At 72.3% G+C, this 15,949-nt stretch carries 12 protein-coding genes; 7 read left to right on the top strand and 5 right to left on the bottom strand.

Annotated elements, in window-relative coordinates:
- Positions 1–58: 58 nt before the first annotated feature.
- From ACFWEJ_RS07985 to ACFWEJ_RS07975, 3 genes are read right to left on the bottom strand one after another with little or no spacing between them, the layout of a single operon-like run.
- Complete coding sequence (locus ACFWEJ_RS07985; protein ID WP_377228662.1) at positions 59–2,800, bottom strand: FtsX-like permease family protein; 2,742 nt, start codon at positions 2,798–2,800, stop codon at positions 59–61.
- Complete coding sequence (locus ACFWEJ_RS07980; RefSeq protein ID WP_377228661.1) at positions 2,797–3,525, bottom strand: ABC transporter ATP-binding protein; 729 nt, start codon at positions 3,523–3,525, stop codon at positions 2,797–2,799. Before ACFWEJ_RS07980 ends, ACFWEJ_RS07985 begins: the two co-directional genes overlap by 4 nt.
- The gene (locus ACFWEJ_RS07975) at positions 3,522–4,154 is read right to left on the bottom strand and encodes a PadR family transcriptional regulator (protein WP_377228660.1); all 633 of its coding nucleotides are present in this window, start codon (positions 4,152–4,154) and stop codon (positions 3,522–3,524) included. Before ACFWEJ_RS07975 ends, ACFWEJ_RS07980 begins: the two co-directional genes overlap by 4 nt.
- A gap of 342 nt (positions 4,155–4,496) precedes the next feature.
- On the opposite strand from ACFWEJ_RS07975, the gene cimA reads away from it, so the two are divergent.
- Positions 4,497–6,128 (top strand): citramalate synthase, encoded by a 1,632-nt coding sequence (cimA, locus tag ACFWEJ_RS07970; RefSeq protein ID WP_377228659.1) that lies wholly within the window; start codon positions 4,497–4,499, stop codon positions 6,126–6,128.
- A gap of 84 nt (positions 6,129–6,212) precedes the next feature.
- Here the strand turns inward: cimA and ACFWEJ_RS07965 are convergent, their stop codons facing one another.
- Positions 6,213–7,130, bottom strand: coding sequence for a MurR/RpiR family transcriptional regulator (locus ACFWEJ_RS07965; RefSeq protein ID WP_377228658.1), 918 nt, complete (start codon positions 7,128–7,130; stop codon positions 6,213–6,215).
- 109 nt (positions 7,131–7,239) lie between these two features.
- A complete protein-coding gene (locus ACFWEJ_RS07960) occupies positions 7,240–8,349 on the bottom strand; it encodes an N-acetylglucosamine kinase (protein ID WP_377228657.1) in 1,110 nt (369 codons plus the stop codon).
- A gap of 207 nt (positions 8,350–8,556) precedes the next feature.
- Here ACFWEJ_RS07960 and ACFWEJ_RS07955 point away from each other — a divergent pair, with 207 nt between their 5' ends.
- The 6 genes from ACFWEJ_RS07955 to murQ all read left to right on the top strand — a co-directional run bounded on the left by ACFWEJ_RS07955 (position 8,557) and on the right by murQ (position 15,894).
- Entirely contained in the window at positions 8,557–9,618 is a 1,062-nt protein-coding gene (locus ACFWEJ_RS07955) for a biotin/lipoate A/B protein ligase family protein (RefSeq protein ID WP_377228656.1), read from the top strand.
- A gap of 192 nt (positions 9,619–9,810) precedes the next feature.
- Complete coding sequence (locus tag ACFWEJ_RS07950) at positions 9,811–11,091, top strand: sugar ABC transporter substrate-binding protein (protein ID WP_377228655.1); 1,281 nt, start codon at positions 9,811–9,813, stop codon at positions 11,089–11,091.
- A gap of 15 nt (positions 11,092–11,106) precedes the next feature.
- Positions 11,107–12,030: a carbohydrate ABC transporter permease gene (locus ACFWEJ_RS07945; protein WP_377228677.1), complete on the top strand. Its 924-nt coding sequence runs from the start codon at positions 11,107–11,109 to the stop codon at positions 12,028–12,030.
- Positions 12,027–12,941, top strand: coding sequence for a carbohydrate ABC transporter permease (locus ACFWEJ_RS07940; RefSeq protein WP_377228654.1), 915 nt, complete (start codon positions 12,027–12,029; stop codon positions 12,939–12,941). Before ACFWEJ_RS07945 ends, ACFWEJ_RS07940 begins: the two co-directional genes overlap by 4 nt.
- The gene (locus ACFWEJ_RS07935; RefSeq protein ID WP_377228653.1) at positions 12,938–14,938 is read left to right on the top strand and encodes a glycoside hydrolase family 3 N-terminal domain-containing protein; all 2,001 of its coding nucleotides are present in this window, start codon (positions 12,938–12,940) and stop codon (positions 14,936–14,938) included. Before ACFWEJ_RS07940 ends, ACFWEJ_RS07935 begins: the two co-directional genes overlap by 4 nt.
- On the top strand, positions 14,935–15,894 hold the full coding sequence (murQ, locus tag ACFWEJ_RS07930; RefSeq protein ID WP_377228652.1) for an N-acetylmuramic acid 6-phosphate etherase: 960 nt from the start codon (positions 14,935–14,937) through the stop codon (positions 15,892–15,894). Before ACFWEJ_RS07935 ends, murQ begins: the two co-directional genes overlap by 4 nt.
- Positions 15,895–15,949: the final 55 nt, after the last annotated feature.

Here is a 15,949-nt window from a genome sequence, read left to right as displayed (position 1 = left end):
GGCTGGATCAGGAGCTGGGCTGGATCTGGAGCAGGGCTGGATCTGGAGCAGGGCTGGATCAGGGACGACGTCGCGGCGGGCCGGCCTGTGCGCGGGTCACCGTCCAGGCCGCGGCCACGGCGAGCACGGGGATGCCCACCGCGAGCGCGCCCAGCGACAGCCACGGGACGTCGACCGGGTACGAGGACAGCAGGGTCCACCCGACCCCGATCGCGACCCCCGCCAGCAGGCCCAGCGCCGAACCGATCACCGCGATGGTGGCTGCCTGGGCGGCCACCACCTTGCGCCGGGCTGACGGAGTGGCCCCTACCGCGGCGAGCGTCGCCAGGTCCGGCCGCGCCTCCACGGCGGACAGGGCGACCGCCGACCACGTCCCGGCGAGTGCCAGGACCCCGGCGGCGAGCGCGAGAGCGAGGCCGATGACGGACCTGGACTGGAAGCTCCACGGGGCGGTGAGCGCCGACACCAGGCCCGGGGCGGCGAATGCTGAGTCTCCGTACTCTCCCGGCTCGACGAGCACCTGGACGCTCTGCTCGGTGTCGAAGCCGACGAGCTCGGCCTCGGCGCGGCTCTGCAGGAGCGCGACCTGACGGTCGGTCGGCACCGTGGGGTTCGAGGCCAGATAGCCGCCCACCGCGGGCTCGGCGTCCAGCTCGTCGAGCAGCGACTCGGGCAGGATCGGCAGGTTCGGGATGTGCTGCCCGTCCGTGCCGACGGGCGCCGCCGGCAGCGTCGCGTGCTCCATCACCGGGTCGCCCGTGCCCTCCAGACGTACCAGGGTCACCTCCGCCGTGCCGTCCTCGTGGACGTACGACGGCGGCAGCGGCAGGCGGCCGTCGGTGAGGGCCCCGACGACGTCGCCGAGGAGCTCGTCGGGTATCCCGAGCGCGCTCAGCAGCGCGAGGTCGGATCCGTCCGCGACGACGGCGCCGCCCCAGTCGCTGGCGGCGCGGATCGCCGGCGCCCAGGGCCCGCTCATCCGCTCGGCCTGCGACACGCTGAGCTCCAGGGCGCTCCGCCTGGTCCCGTCCTCGGGCGAGCCGACGGCTACCGGGAGGACCATGAGCGGCCCCGCGTCGGGGAGCACGTCCTCGACCAGGGCGCTCACGCGGGCGGAGTCGTCCTCCGCGAAGACCTGCCAGGTGTTCGGCCCGCGCGTGAGCGCCACCGTGCCCGTGGCCGCCCACGGCCGGTACTCCATCGTCTCCGGCTGGATCGCGGTCTGCTCGGCCTCGAAAAAGGTCAGTGTCGCGCTCGCCCCGGCCACGGCGACCAGCACGGCGGCGATCGCAGGCACGGTGCGGGCACGGTGGCGGGCGGCGTCCCGCAGTGCGTAGCGCCCGGCCCACGGCATGCGGTGCGCCGCCCGGCCGATCAGTGCGACGATGCCGCCGCAGGCCAGGACCAGGCCGAGGTCTGCGACCACGATGCCGGCCGACAGCCCGACGACCCAGCGCTGGGAGCCCGCCACGACCGCCAGGGTGACGCCGCCCACGGCGGCGATCGCGCCCACGGCCGTGGGCCAGCGTGCGGGCGCGGCCCCTGGCCGCCGGCCCGACAGCACCGCGGCGACGTCGGCGCGTGCGGCCCGGCGGGCGGGCAGCCACGCGGCGGCGACGGCGAGCAGCACGCCGACCACGAGCACGACGGCGAGCGCCACTCCCGGCAGCCGCAGAGCGGGGATGCGGTCGGGAAGCAGTCCGGCCAGGAGCGCGGCTCCCGCGATCCCGAGCCCCACGCCCACCACGGAACCGACTGCCCCGGTCAGCAGGCCGCGGGCGAGCAGGACGTCGCGCAGCGCGGAGGCGGGAGCGCCGTTGACCGCGAGCAGGGCCAGCGAGCGGGTGTCCCGTCGTGCCCCGACCGCGAACGCAGGACCGATGAGCCAGATGGCCTCGAGGAGCCCGACCACGACCAGCGCCGCGATCACGGAGACCGACTCCCAGCTGAAGTATCGGTACCAGGGCTGCACGGTGGGCTGCGGGGGAGGGTCCAGGAGCACGTCCCTGCTGGTCACGAAGGCCCCGGCGGAGTTCATCTTCTGGACGTCGGACCAGGTGACCGGCGCGTCGCCGGTCACGTACCACAACGGGTAGTCGAAGTTCGCCGCGACGACCTCGTCGGGCGGGTCCAGCGGACCCGACGACGGCAGGAGGACCGGCGAGATCATGTCGACGTATCGCGAGGTGACACCGCTGATCGTCGCGGTGACCGTGCTGCCGTCGCTGGTCGTGACCTCGACGGTGTCGCCGAGGTCGAAGCCCAGGTCGCGGTGCTCCTCGGTGACGGCGACCTCGCCGTCGCGGGGAAGACGGCCCTCCAGGACCGTGAAGCGGGCCGCGACGTCGGCGTCGGTGAAGTCGGTCTGCAGGGCGACGGACATGGCGGCGTCGGTGCCGGCGCTCAGGCGGACCTCGTCGTTGAGCGCCCGTACGAGCTCGTCGCCGGCCGGCAGGATGCCTTCGAGGTCCTGCTCGAGGCTCGGGTACGGTACCGCGTCCAGCTCGCCCTCGTAGTACGGGTTCCAACCCACGGGATTCCAGAACCAGAAACCGATGTCCCGCTGCTCGTACTGGTCGATCGGCCCGCCGATGCCCTCGATCTTCGCCTGCAGACCCGGCCCGAGCTCGGTCTGCACCTGCTCCGGCCCGTAGGGCTTGTTCGACTCCAGCGTGGTCAGCACGAAAGTTCCGGCCGCCACGGGGAGCGCCACCATCACCGCGATCAGCGCCGCGCGTCCCCGGTACTGCCTGACGTCGCGCAGCGCGAGCCGCAGCGCGAGCCGCCGGTGGCCGCTCACGCGTCGGCTCCCCGCAGCTCGCCGGGGCTGCTGAGATCGACGTCGTCGGAGTCTGACCCGTCCAGCAGCCCGTCGCGCAGGTGCACGGTCCGGTCGGCCCATGCGGCGTACCGCGCGTCGTGGGTGACCAGCAGCCCGGCGGCCCCGGCGTCGATCCGGGCACGCAGGACGCGGATCACCGCGTCGCCCGCCACCGAGTCGAGTGCCCCGGTGGGCTCGTCCGCGAGGACGAGCCCACGTCCGCCCACCAGGGCGCGGGCGATCGCCACCCGCTGCTGCTGGCCGCCCGACAGGTCCTCCGGGTACCGGTCGGCGACCGCGGTGAGATCGAGCTCGGCCAGGGCGGCCTCGGCCTCGGTCCGCGCGGTGCCCGGGCGGACGCCGTCGAGCTCCAGGGGGAGCGATACGTTCTCCACCGCGGTGAGCGCGGGCACCAGGTTGAGGTCCTGGAACACGAAGCCGACCTCGCGCCGCCGGACGGCAGCACGCTCACGCGCACCCAGCCGTGCGATGTCGACGCCGCTGACCCGGACGCTGCCCGAGGTGGGGGTGTCCAGGCCGCCCGCCGCGTTCAGGAGGCTCGACTTGCCCGACCCGGAGGGTCCCATCACCGCGACGAGCTCGCCCTTCCGCACCGTCAGGTCCACCCCGCGCAGCGCGTGCACCTCGCCCGCGCCGCGTCCGTGCACGCGGGTGACACGCTTCATCTCCAGCGGGACACTCATCGTGTCGTCTCCTTCGTCGTTGCCCCTGCGGGCCTGCTGGTCAGGTCATCCCGGTCCGGTCCCGTCGGTCCCGCAGAGTGCGCCGGGCCCGGGGAGTGCGCCGGGCCCGCCCGCCCCCGCGACGCGACCGACGCCTCGACGTGGTCGAGCCAGCGCACCTCGGACTCGGCGGCGAAGACCTGGGACTCCAGCACGAGGGAGCGGGCCAGATCGGTGCGGGGATCCAGGTCTCGCTTCTGCCGGGTCAGCGCCCGCAGGGTGCGGAGCGTCGCGTCCCGTTGTCTGCGCACCACCGCCGCGACGTCCACCCCGGGCACGGTCACCGCGAGAGCGAGCTTGATCGCCAGCTCGTCTCGTTGGGGCTGATCACGCCCGACGGCGGTCTCCCACCAGACCTGCGCCTGGGCGGCTCCGGAGTCGGTGAGGCGGAACCGTTCGGGCGCGCCGTCGCCGTCGCCCGGTACGGGGGTCACGAGACCGTCGCGCTGCAGGCGCGCGAGCGTGGTGTACGCCTGGCCGATGTTGAGCGGCCACGTACCTCCGGTGCGGCGTTCGAACTCCTGGCGGAGCTGGTAGCCGTGCATGGGCCGCTCGCTGAGCATCGCGAGGAATCCCTGGCGTACGGACATGATGCGTCGTCTCCACGATGGGATGGTTACCGGGTAACTACCGGTGCGCTGATACTTACCGAGTAAGCACTGCTTGTCAACGAGCCGGTGGACGTGCGTGTGCTCGGCTGGTGGTCGCTACTTTCGTCGATCGCCCGGCTGTGGCACCATGACCCGCATGACTGAGTGCCTCACCCCGAGCTCCACCCTGCGACAGGTGATCATCATTTCGTAGCGCGTCCGGCGACACCCCACCGGACGCGCAGACCTTCCACACCCGGAGGGTCTTTTTTTGTTGGTCCGACGACCCGGCTCCGAGCCCGGCCGCCGGACACATCGCCAGACACATCGTTGGGAGCATCGATGACCACCGCCTCGTTCCAGGTGTACGACACGACGCTGCGTGACGGCGCGCAGCAGGAGGGCATGAACCTCTCCGTCTCCGACAAGCTCGCGATCGCCGCGCTGCTCGACGAGCTCGGCGTGGGCTACATCGAGGGCGGCTGGCCGGGGGCGGTACCCAAGGACACCGACTTCTTCGCCCGTGCCGCCACCGAGCTCACCCTGAAGAACGCGGTGCTCGCGGCCTTCGGCGCCACCCGCCGGGCCGGCGCCCGCGCGGGCGACGACCCGCAGGTACGGGCCCTGCTCGACGCGAGCACCCCCGTGGTCACGCTCGTGGCCAAGTCGGACGTGCGGCACGTCGAGCGCGCCCTGAAGACGACCCGCGCCGAGAACCTCGCCATGATCGCCGACACCGTCTCCTTCCTCGTCGCCGAGGGGCGCCGGGTGGTGCTGGACGCGGAGCACTTCTTCGACGGCTACCGCTACGACCCGCAGTACGCGACCAGCGCCGTCCACACCGCGTTCGAGGCCGGCGCCGAGGTGGTCACCCTGTGCGACACCAACGGCGGCATGCTGCCCACCTGGGTCAGCGAGATCGTCGGCGAGCTGCGGGCGAGCACCGCCGTCGGGCCGGACCAGCGGTTCGGCATGCACGCGCACAACGACACCGGCTGCGCCGTGGCCAACTCGCTCGCCGCCGTCGAGGCGGGGGCCACCCACGTGCAGGGCACGGTCAACGGGTACGGCGAGCGCACGGGCAACGCCGACCTGGTCACGGTCGTGGCCAACCTGGAGCTCAAGCGCGACATGTCCCTGCTGGCGGACGGCGGCCTGCGGGAGGCCGCCCGGATCTCGCACGCCATCAGCGAGCTCACGAACATCTCGCCGTTCGCCCGGCAGCCCTACGTGGGGGCGAGCGCGTTCGCCCACAAGGGCGGCCTGCACGCCAGCGCCATCCGGGTGGACCCGGACATGTACCAGCACACCGACCCGACGCTGGTGGGCAACGACATGCGCATGCTCGTGTCCGACATGGCGGGCCGCGCCTCGATCGAGCTCAAGGGCCGCGAGCTCGGCTTCGACCTGGCCGGCCAGGGCGAGCTCCTCTCCCGGGTCACGAACCGCGTGAAGGAGGACGAGGCCGCGGGCTACACCTTCGAGGCGGCCGACGCGTCGTTCGAGCTGCTGCTGCTGTCCGAGCTGGGCCAGCGGCCCGACTTCTTCACCGTCGAGTCGTGGCGCACCATCGTGGAGACCGTTCCCGCGGGCGCGGCCCCGCCGTCGGTCCACGCCCCCGACGCCGCCGCGGTGGCCGAGGCGACCGTCAAGATCCGGGCGGGCGGCGAGCGGATCGTGACGACGGGGGAGGGCAACGGCCCGGTCAACGCGCTGGACCAGGCGCTGCGCACCGCGCTGTCCCGGGTCTACCCGGAGCTCGCGCGGTTCGAGCTGATCGACTTCAAGGTGCGGATCCTCGACACCGAGCTCGGCACCGACGCGATCACGCGGGTGCTCATCGACACCAGCGACGGCGAGCGGTCCTGGTCGACGGTCGGCGTCGGCCCCAACGTGGTCGAGGCCGCGTGGGAGGCGGTCACGGAGGCGTACGTCTACGGCCTCCTGAAGTCGGACGTGGAACCACGCCCCTGACCCCAAAGCGTTGAGTGCGGGGTATCTGCGGGATCAACGGCTGTTGATCCGCAGATACCCCGCACTCAACGAGGTGGAGAGAGGTCAGGCGACCGGGGCCGCCGGGGCCGCGGCGCGGTCCACCTTGGTGGTCCCGAAGTCGAGGCGCTGGTCGCGCACCGCGTCGTACGTCGCCTTGATGGCGATCGACGAGCGGTCGTAGGTGCGCTGGGCGACGCGGACGAACAGGTAGTCCACGACCGTGAGCTGCGCGATGCGGCTCGACATGGCGCCCACCCGGAACTGCGTCTCGCGGGCGGTCGTGGCCAGGACGACGTCGGACACGAGGCCGATCGGCGCGTCCGGGAAGTTCGTGATCGCGGCCGTGAGGGCGCCGCGCTTGCGGGCGATCTCCAGGGCCTGGTTGGTCTCGCGCGTCTGGCCGGAGTGCGAGACCGCCACGGCCACGTTGCCCGGCTCGAGCAGCGCCGACGAGGCGAGCTGCTGGTGCGGGTCCGGCGAGCTGAACACGAAGACGCCGATGCGCTGCAGCTTCATCGCGAGGTCGGCGGCGGCGAGGTTGGACGACCCGACGCCGTAGACGTCGACCCGCTTGGCCTCGGAGATCGCCGTGGCGACACGCTCGATCGCGTCCGTGTCGATCATGCGGGCGGTCTCTTCGATGGTGCGTGCCTCGTGGAACGCGATCTTGGAGACGACGGCCTCGATGTCGTCGGTCTGGTTGATCTCGCCCTCGGCGATGCCGGACCGCTCCATCTCGACCTCGCGGCGGCTGGTCGCCTGCGCCAGGTCGATCCGGAACTCGGGGTAGCCGGCGTAGCCGACGGCGCGGCAGAACCGCACGACGGTGGCCTGTGACGTGTCCGCGTGCCCGGCGAGCTCGGTGATGGTCGACTGGACGACGGTGTTCGGGTCGTCGAGGACCGTCTGCGCGACTCTCGCCTCCGCTGGCCGCAGCGTCGGCAGTGCGCGCCTGAGTCGGACGAGGACGTCACCTGTCATGTCGCATCTCCCGGGATGGTGTGGTGAGGCTGGGTCGAGAACATACACCCGTACCGGGGATCCGGGCACAGCACATCAGTGAAGGACGATGCGGGTGAACTGCCGTCGTTCACTGAAGCTCGTCACCGGGCAGGTCGGTCGCCGAGAGCTGAGCGGTGAGGATGTCGGTGCCGCCCACGTCCTCAGGGGTGTCACGGCTGGTGTGGTGGCCGTCGACGCGGATGGTGAGCCACGGCCGGAACCCCGTCACGGAGTGGGGCGCCTCGCGCAGCCGGCGGGCCAGGTGGAGTGCGCCGTCCAGCGGGGAGCCTCCGCTCGGTACGAGCGAGACGTCGGGGCGGTCCTCGGAGAGGTGCTTGGTGAGCGACACCGTGAGCGGTGACTCCTCCTGGACCAGGCGACCGGTCGTGGAGGCCAGCGGCGGGATGTCGCGGCCGAGCGCGCTCGCCAGCGTGTCGGCGAGGTGCCGCCCGGCCTCCTCGAGGATCCGGATCGACGTGGGGTCACCCTCGCCCGCGGCGATCATCACCTCGGGTGCCATCGACGCGAGCTGCTTGGCGCGCTCCGCGTTCTTGTAGAACTGGTTGGGCCAGCTCTCGATGAGGCCGAACTTGGCGACGGCCGCCTCGAGCAGGCGCTTCGACGCACCACGGCTCGCGCCGTCGTGGTACCGGCCCGCGGCGCGCAGCGCCTCGCCGCCGACCCAGACGCCCGCGCCCAGGTCGCCGAGCAGGTGTCCCCAGCCGTCCGCGCGGCGCCAGCGGTTCACGCCGTCGTAGCCGAACGCCACGGCGCCCGTGCCGACCGACAGCACGGCTCCGGCGCGCCCGCGCAGGGCGCCGAGGTGTGCGGTGAGTGCGTCACCCGCCACGGCGGTGCGGTTGGTCCGCAGCTCGCGGGCGAGGATGTCGTGGATCTCCAGCGGCTTCTCGACCAGCGAGGTCAGGCCGGTGATGCCGACCGCCGCGGAGGAGACGGGCGCGGTGCTGCCGTCGCTCATGCCGTGGTGGCCCATGCGGGCGGCCCACGCGTTGAACGACTGGCACAGGGAGGCGACGACGGCCGAGGCGTCGCTGCCGTGATGGTTGACCTTGACGGCGCGGCCGCTGAGGCTGATCCGCTCGGGGTTCACGGAGTTGCCGAACTCTGCGACCAGGCGCGAGCCACTGCCGCCTACGTCGAGAGCGACGACCCAGGCATCAAGGCCTTCGATCGCCACTCCATCAAATCCCTGTGAGTGTTCCGACACCAGGTCATTCTGACACGAAACCAGGGCAAGGTTGTCTAAAGAGAAGAGGAAATTCTGGTCTGTTCTGACGCCTCTTCTCGCCAAATATCGGACGTGCCCGACGTCGGACCTCACCTTCCGTACCCAAGGCTCGCTCCGACGTCGGACACCACAGGCACCGTCGCCTACTGTGAACACGTGCGAGGAGAGTTCAAGGTTCCACTCGGAAAGCTGGTTCGTGTCGAGACCCAGGTGGACGGGGCGGCCGGTCCGCCCGGCCGGCTGACGGGCACCAGGGTGAGCGGGGACTTCTTCCTCGAGCCCGACGAGGCGCTGGAGGCCATGGGCGCGGCCCTCGACGGGATGCCCGCCGACGCGTCGAAGGCGCAGCTCGCCGAGGCCGTGCGCGGGGCCCTCGACGGCGCCACCGCGGTGGGCTTCGACGCGGACGCCGTGGCGGTCGCCGCCCGCCGCGCGCTCGGCCACGCGACGGCCTGGGAGGACCACGAGTTCCAGGTGATCCGCACCCCCGCGGTCTCGCCCCTGCTCAACGTCGCGCTCGACCAGGTGCTCACCGAGGAGCTGGGCGCCCGACGGCGCGGGCCGACCCTGCGGTTCTGGGAGTGGGACGAGTCCGCGGTGATCATCGGATCGTTCCAGTCGCTGCGCAACGAGGTGGACTCCGCGGGCGCCGCGCGGCACGGCGCCCGCGTGATCAGGCGGATCTCCGGGGGCGGGGCCATGTTCATGGAGCCCGGCAACACCATCTCGTACTCCCTGTACGTGCCGGGCTCGCTCGTCGACGGGCTGAGCTTCGAGCGGTCCTACGCGTTCCTCGACGACTGGGTGATCGGCGCCCTGCACGGCCTCGGCATCGACGCCACGTACGTGCCGCTCAACGACATCGCCTCGCCCGCCGGCAAGATCGCCGGCGCCGCCCAGAAGCGGCTCGCCGGGGGCGCCGTGCTGCACCACGCGACCATGGCCTACGACATGGACGCCGCCAAGATGACCGACGTCCTGCGCATCGGGCGCGAGAAGCTCAGCGACAAGGGCACCCGCAGCGCCAACAAGCGCGTGGACCCGCTGCGCTCGCAGACGGGGCTCAGCCGGGCCGAGGTGATCGACGCGCTCGAGGCGTCGTTCCGCGAGCGGTACCGCACCGTGCCGGGCGAGGTCACGCCGGACGAGTGGGCGCTGGCGCGGGAACTGGTCGAGTCGAAGTTCGGCACTCCGGAATGGACCGCGCGCGTACCTTAGTGGCGGGTGAAAGGGGGCGTGCCATGATGGGCAATCACGGTTTGGTAACACCCCTAGCATGCACTTCACCCGGTCAGTAATCTCCACGCAATGCCGCGTATTGGGAAGTTCATTTCTCAGAAATACCACTTGGCTACTCTCGCGGCGCCCGGCGCAGGACCAGCGGAAGGAAGCCGAAGGATGACTCGAGCGATGCGACGGCCCGTGGCGGCAGCCACCGGAGCACTGCTTCTCGCGGCCACGACGGCCGCCTGCGGCGGCGGCAGCGGGGGCGACAGCGAGGGGGACGGCACCCTCAGCGTGTGGATCATGCAGGGCACCAACCCTGACGCGGAGGACTTCTTCGCGGACGTCTCGACCGCGTTCGAGGAGGAGACCGGGGCGACGCTCGACGTCGAGTTCGTCGAGTGGGGCGACGCCCACGACCGGTTCGTCACCTCCATCGCGGGCGGGACCACCCCCGACGTCGCCGAGACCGGCACCACCTGGACCCCCGAGTTCGCCGACGCCGGCGCGCTTGCCCCGCTGGACGAGTACGTGGACGCGGCCGGGGTCACCGACGACCTCGTCGAGGGCCTGGTCGACGCGGGCACCTACGACGGGCAGCTCTACGGCATGCCCTGGTACGCCGGTGTGCGCTCGCTGGTCTACAACACGGAGCTGTTCGAGCAGGCCGGCGTCGAGCCGCCCACCACGTGGGCCGAGATCGAGGACGCCGCGGCGGCGCTCAAGAAGGAGTTCCCCGACAAGATCGCCGTCGCCGTGCCCGGCGACGCCGAGTTCACGGTCTACCCGTGGGTGTGGGGCGCCGGCGGCGAGGTCGCCACGCTCGACGGCGACACCTGGACCTCGGGCCTCGACAGCCCCGAGGCGCAGGAGGGCATCGGGTTCTGGACGGGGCTGGCCACCGAGGGCGACTACTCGTCGGCCGGCGCCACCACGTGGCGCGAGACCGACGTGCTCGACTCCTTCGCCGCCGGCGACGTCGGGATGGCGGTCATGGGCTCCTGGACGCCGGGGGCGATCGTCGAGGCCAACGCGGACATGGAGGGCAAGTTCGCCGCCGTGCCGGTCCCGGGCCAGGACGGCGGCATCGCGCCGTCGGTCCTGGGCGGCTCGCACCTGAGCGTCTTCGAGACGGCCGACGACAAGGACCTCGCCTGGACGTTCGTCGAGATGATGACCACCGGCGAGTTCGCGCAGCAGTGGGCCGAGCAGTCCGGGTACTTCCCCGGCCAGGTGTCGCTCCTCGACGAGACGCTGGAGAGCACCGACCCGCTGGTCGCGCCGTTCGCCGAGCAGTTCGTGGACGGCGGCGCCTCGGTGCCGGCCGCGCCCACCTACGGCGCGGTGCAGGCCAAGGCCACCACGAGCACGATGATGCAGTCGATCCTCTCCGGGGACGCGGACGTCGCCGAGGCGAGCACGGCCGCCGCCGAGGAGATGACCGGCCTGCTGAACGGTTCCGAGTGACCCTTGGCTGACACCCTGGCGACAGCCACCGTTCCACGCCTGGGCAGGGCCAGGGCCGCCGTCGTGCGGCCCTGGCTGCTGCTCGCCCCCGCCCTGGCCGTCCTGGCGGTGCTGCTGCTGTGGCCCCTGGTGCGGGTGTTCCTCTTCTCGCTGCAGGACTACGGCCTGCGGGAGATCACGACGGGCGAGCCGAACTGGATCGGCCTGGAGAACTTCCGCGAGATCCTGGCGACACCCGAGCTGTGGACGGTGGTGCTGCCCAACACCGTCGGGTTCGCCGTGCTGTCCGTGGTGGGCACCGTCGCGTTCGGCACGGCCGTGGCGGTGCTGCTCTCCTCGCTCGGCACGTTCTGGCGCACCGTCACCTCCAGCGCGATCATGGCCGCCTGGGCCATGCCCGCCGTCACCGGCACGTACGTGTGGGTGTGGATCTTCGACGCCGACCGCGGGGTCTTCAACGACGTCCTGATGAGCCTCGGGCTCCTGGACGACCCGACCAACTGGTTCACCAACCGGTGGACCTTCTACGCGATCGTGCTGCTCAACGTGATCCACCACGGCTTCCCGTTCGTCGCGGTGACGGTGCTCGCGGGGCTGCTCGGGGTGCCGAAGGAGATGCTGGAGGCCGCCGAGATGGACGGCGCCGGGTCGTTCCGCCGGTTCTTCTCGATCGTCGTGCCGCAGCTCCGGCAGGTGTTCGCCGTCGTGATCATCCTGTCGACCATCTGGGACTTCAAGGTGTTCGCGCAGGTCTACCTGATGCCCGGTGGCGCCGGGTCCAACCGGTCGGTGCTCAACCTGGGGGTGTGGTCGTACGTCGAGTCGTTCGGGCAGAACCGCTACGGCTTCGGCTCGGCCATCGCGGTGCTGCTGACGGTGCTGCTGCTCGTCATCACCGCCGTCTACGTGCGCACCGTGCTGGCGGAGGAGGAACGATGACCACCACCCGCCAGAGCTCGGCCGGCCACGTACGGGCGACCAGCGGCGCGCTCGCCCGGCCCGCCCGCCGTCCGCTGCGCCGCACCGCGCGCCGGTCGCCCCTGCGGCAGCTCGGCAAGGGCGTGCTCGTCGCCCTGCTGCTCGTGTTCACGCTGTTCCCCGTCTACTGGATGCTGAACAGCTCGCTCGACGCGCAGGCCGGGCACACCTCCAGCTTCTGGCCCGCCGAGCCCACGCTCGACCACTACGTGTTCGTGCTGACGGAGGGCGGGTTCGGCACCTTCCTGCGCAACTCGCTGCTGGTCGCGCTCGGGACGGTCCTCATCTCCTCGGCGCTCGCGCTGCTGGCGTCGGTGGCGGTGGCCCGCTTCCGGTTCCGGATGCGCACCCAGATCCTCATGCTGGTGCTCATCGTGCAGATGGTGCCGCTCGAGGCGCTCGTCATCCCGCTGTTCGTGCAGGTCCGCGACCTCCAGCTCCTGGAGACGCTGACAGGCCTCATCGTGGTCTACGTCGCCCTCGCCCTGCCGTTCGGGATCTGGATGCTGCGCGGGTTCGTCGCGGCGGTCCCCGTCGAGCTGGAGGAGGCCGCCTACCTCGACGGCGCGAGCTGGGGCCGCATGTTCTGGTCGGTCCTGCTGCCGCTGGTGGCACCCGGCCTGGTCGCCACCAGCATCTTCGGCTTCATCACGGCGTGGAACGAGTTCATCTTCGCGATGACGATGCTCGGCGGGGCGACCGAGAACTACACGGTGGCGATCGGCCTGCGCTCGTTCTTCGGCATCCACTCCAACGACTGGGGCGCCATCATGGCGGCCTCCACCATCATCACCGTGCCCGTGATGGTCTTCTTCATCCTGGTCCAGCGCCGGCTCGCCTCGGGCCTGACGGCGGGGGCCGTGAAGGAATGAGCGACGCACCGACGGAGGAGCCGGGGCCGCAAGCCGGGCCCGAACCTGATCGGCCCGAACCCGGTCGCATCGAGCGTGCCGTCAACGGCGTGCTCCTGCCGGGGTTCGAGAACGCTGCCGGCCCCGGTGGGCCCGACGGCGCCGGCGTGCCCGCCTGGCTGGCCGACGCCGCCCGCGCCGGCCTGGCCGGCGTCGTCTACTTCGCGCGCAACACGCCCGACGTCGCCACCACGACCGCGCTGTCCGAAGCGCTGCACGCGATCTCGCCCGACCTGGTGATCGCGGTCGACGAGGAGGGCGGCGACGTGTCGCGGCTGGAGGCCACCCGCGGCTCGTCCCTGCCCGGCGCGGCGGCGCTCGGCGTGCTGCCGGGCGGAGCGATCTCGCTCGACGCCGGCCGGGCGCTGGGCCGCGTGCTCGCCGCGACCGGCATCGACCTGCTGCTCGGCCCCGTGCTCGACGTCGTCTCCGCGCCCGACAACCCGGTGATCGGCGTGCGCGCCTTCGGCACCACGCCCGACGACGTCGCCCGGCACGGCATCGCGTTCGCCCGCGGCGTGCGCAGCGCGGGCGTCGGCGTGTGCGGCAAGCACTTCCCCGGCCACGGCGCCACCACCGTGGACTCCCACCTTGGTCTGCCGGTCGTCGACGAGCCGCTCGACGTCGTCCGCGACCGTGACCTCGTCCCGTTCGCGCGGGCCCTGTGCTCCGAGGGGCGGCTTGACGGGTCGCAGGACGAACCGTCGCGGCGCGACCAGTCCCGGCTCGACGCCGTCATGACCGCGCACGTGCTATTCCCCGCCGTCGGACCGGCGCCCGCGTCGATCGAGCCGGCGACGACGCGCCTGCTGCGGGAGCTCGGTGACGACGGGCCCGTCGTGACCGACGCACTCGACATGGGCGCGCTGCACGAGCTCACCGGCTCGGTCGGCGAGGCCGCCGTCCGCGCCGTCGAGGCCGGCGCGGACCTGCTCTGCCTCGGCCTCGACCCCGCCCTGTACACCGAGTCCTACGACGCCCTGAGCCGGGCCGTCGCCGCCGGGCGCGTGAGCGTCGAGCGGCTCGAGGAGTCCGGGGCGCGGACGCGCGCACTCGTGGGCGCGGTCCGCGCCCGGCGGGCCGCCGTGGGCGCGGTGACCGACGCCGACGCCGCACGGCGGGCGCTCGCGGACCTCGCCGAGCTGGGCGCGGGCATCGCGGACGCCGTCGTGCGGGTGCGGGGCGCGCACCTGGTGCCGCTCGCGCCGGACGCCCGGCCCGACGTCGTCGACCTGCGCGTGCGGCTGGACCACGCCGCCGGACGCAAGGCCCGGCACGTCCAGACGGCGATCGCCGAGGTCTGGCCGGGGGCGCGGCAGTGGCCCGGGGCGGATGCTGCCGACGCGCCGCCGGACGGGCGGCCGGACGGGCTGACTGACGGGCTGCCGGACGCGCGGCCGGGCGGGCTGTCTTACGCGCCGCCGGACGGGCTGCCCGAAGGTTCGCCCGAAGCTCGCCCCGGAACCCTGCCCGAGCCCCTGTCGAAGGGGCTCGGACTGGACGATGATGGACTTGGAGTGCTTATTGCCCGATTCACCCGGTACGGTGTATCGGCGGATCTCGACAGAACCGGTACCGAACGTGGCGCAGAATTTCCTGAAGGCGCTCCGCTCCGGGCCGAACCGCTCGTCGTGATCACCCGCGAACCCGTTCCGGGTTCGGCCGAACGGGGCCGGCTGGAGCGGCTCTGGGCGGTGCGCCCGGATCTGGTGGTGGTGCACACGGGACTTCCCGGACCGGTCGGAGACTGGTTCGGGACGCTGAGCGGTGGTGGCCCGGCGGTCGTGGTGGCGTGCGGGACAGGTCGGGCGAACGCGGCAGCGGCCGTCCAGCGCCTGCGGGGCGTGGGGCCGCGGAACGAGATCGAGCAGTACGAGCATGAGCAGGACGAGCACGAGAAGTACCAGCACGAAGTCCAAGAGCACAGCGCAAGCAGAACGAAGGGGGCTCGCCGATGATCGCGGAGGCGGGATTCGAACGGCACGCACAGTCGGCGCCGCGCCCGGTCTCACCCACCGAGGAGCGCAACCCGCGCACCCGTGACATCGACGTGGTCTCCACGGCGGACATGGTGCGCATGATCACCGACGAGGACGCCGCCGTCATCGCCGCGGTACGCGCGGCGCACCCGCGCATCGTGGAGGCGATCGACCTGGCGGTGGACGGCATCCGCGCCGGCGGCCGGGTGCACTACGTCGGGTCGGGCACGTCGGGCCGGATGGGTCTGCTGGACGCCGCGGAGCTCCTGCCCACGTACGGCGTGGGCGAGGAGATGTTCGTGCCGCACCTGGCGGGCGGCCTGGGCGCCTTCAAGAAGGCGGCCGAGGGCGCGGAGGACGACGTCGAGGCCGGCGCCGCGCTCGTGTCCGACGTCGGGCCTGCGGACGTCGTGTTCGGCATCGCCGCCAGCGGCAACACCCCGTACGTCGGGGGAGCGCTCGACATGGGCCGCGCCCGCGGGGCGCGGACCGTGCTGCTGGCGTCGAACCCGTTCGCCGCCCTGGCGCCGAAGGCCGACGTGCCGATCCTGGTGAACACCGGGCCGGAGGCCATCACGGGCTCCACCCGTATGAAGGCGGGCACCGCCCAGAAGATGGTGCTCAACACCTTCTCGACGGCGGTCATGGTGCGGCTCGGCAAGACCTACTCGAACCTCATGGTCGAGGTGCTCGCGACCAACGAGAAGCTGCGCAAGCGCCTGGTGCGCCTGCTCACGCAGGCCACGGACCTGGAGTCCGACGTGTGCGCGAACGCGCTCGCTGCGACCGACGGCGACCTGCGGGCCGCCCTCGTGATGCTCGTGGCGGGCGTGGACCGGTCGGCGGCGCTGACGGCGCTGACCGTCGAGCCGGGACGGTTCAGCGGGCCGTCGGTGCGCGAGGCGCTCGCGCGGCTGGGGATCGAGCCGGCCTGATCGGGCGCGGTCGCTGAGGTCGGCAGTCGGCTTCGAGATCGGCACGGGCCTGTGC

It is taken from the genome of Promicromonospora sp. NPDC060204, assembly GCF_042728455.1.
GTDB lineage: Bacteria > Actinomycetota > Actinomycetes > Actinomycetales > Cellulomonadaceae > Promicromonospora.
The sequence above is the reverse complement of the archived record's forward strand: the minus strand, read 5'-3'. Positions and strand labels throughout refer to the sequence as shown.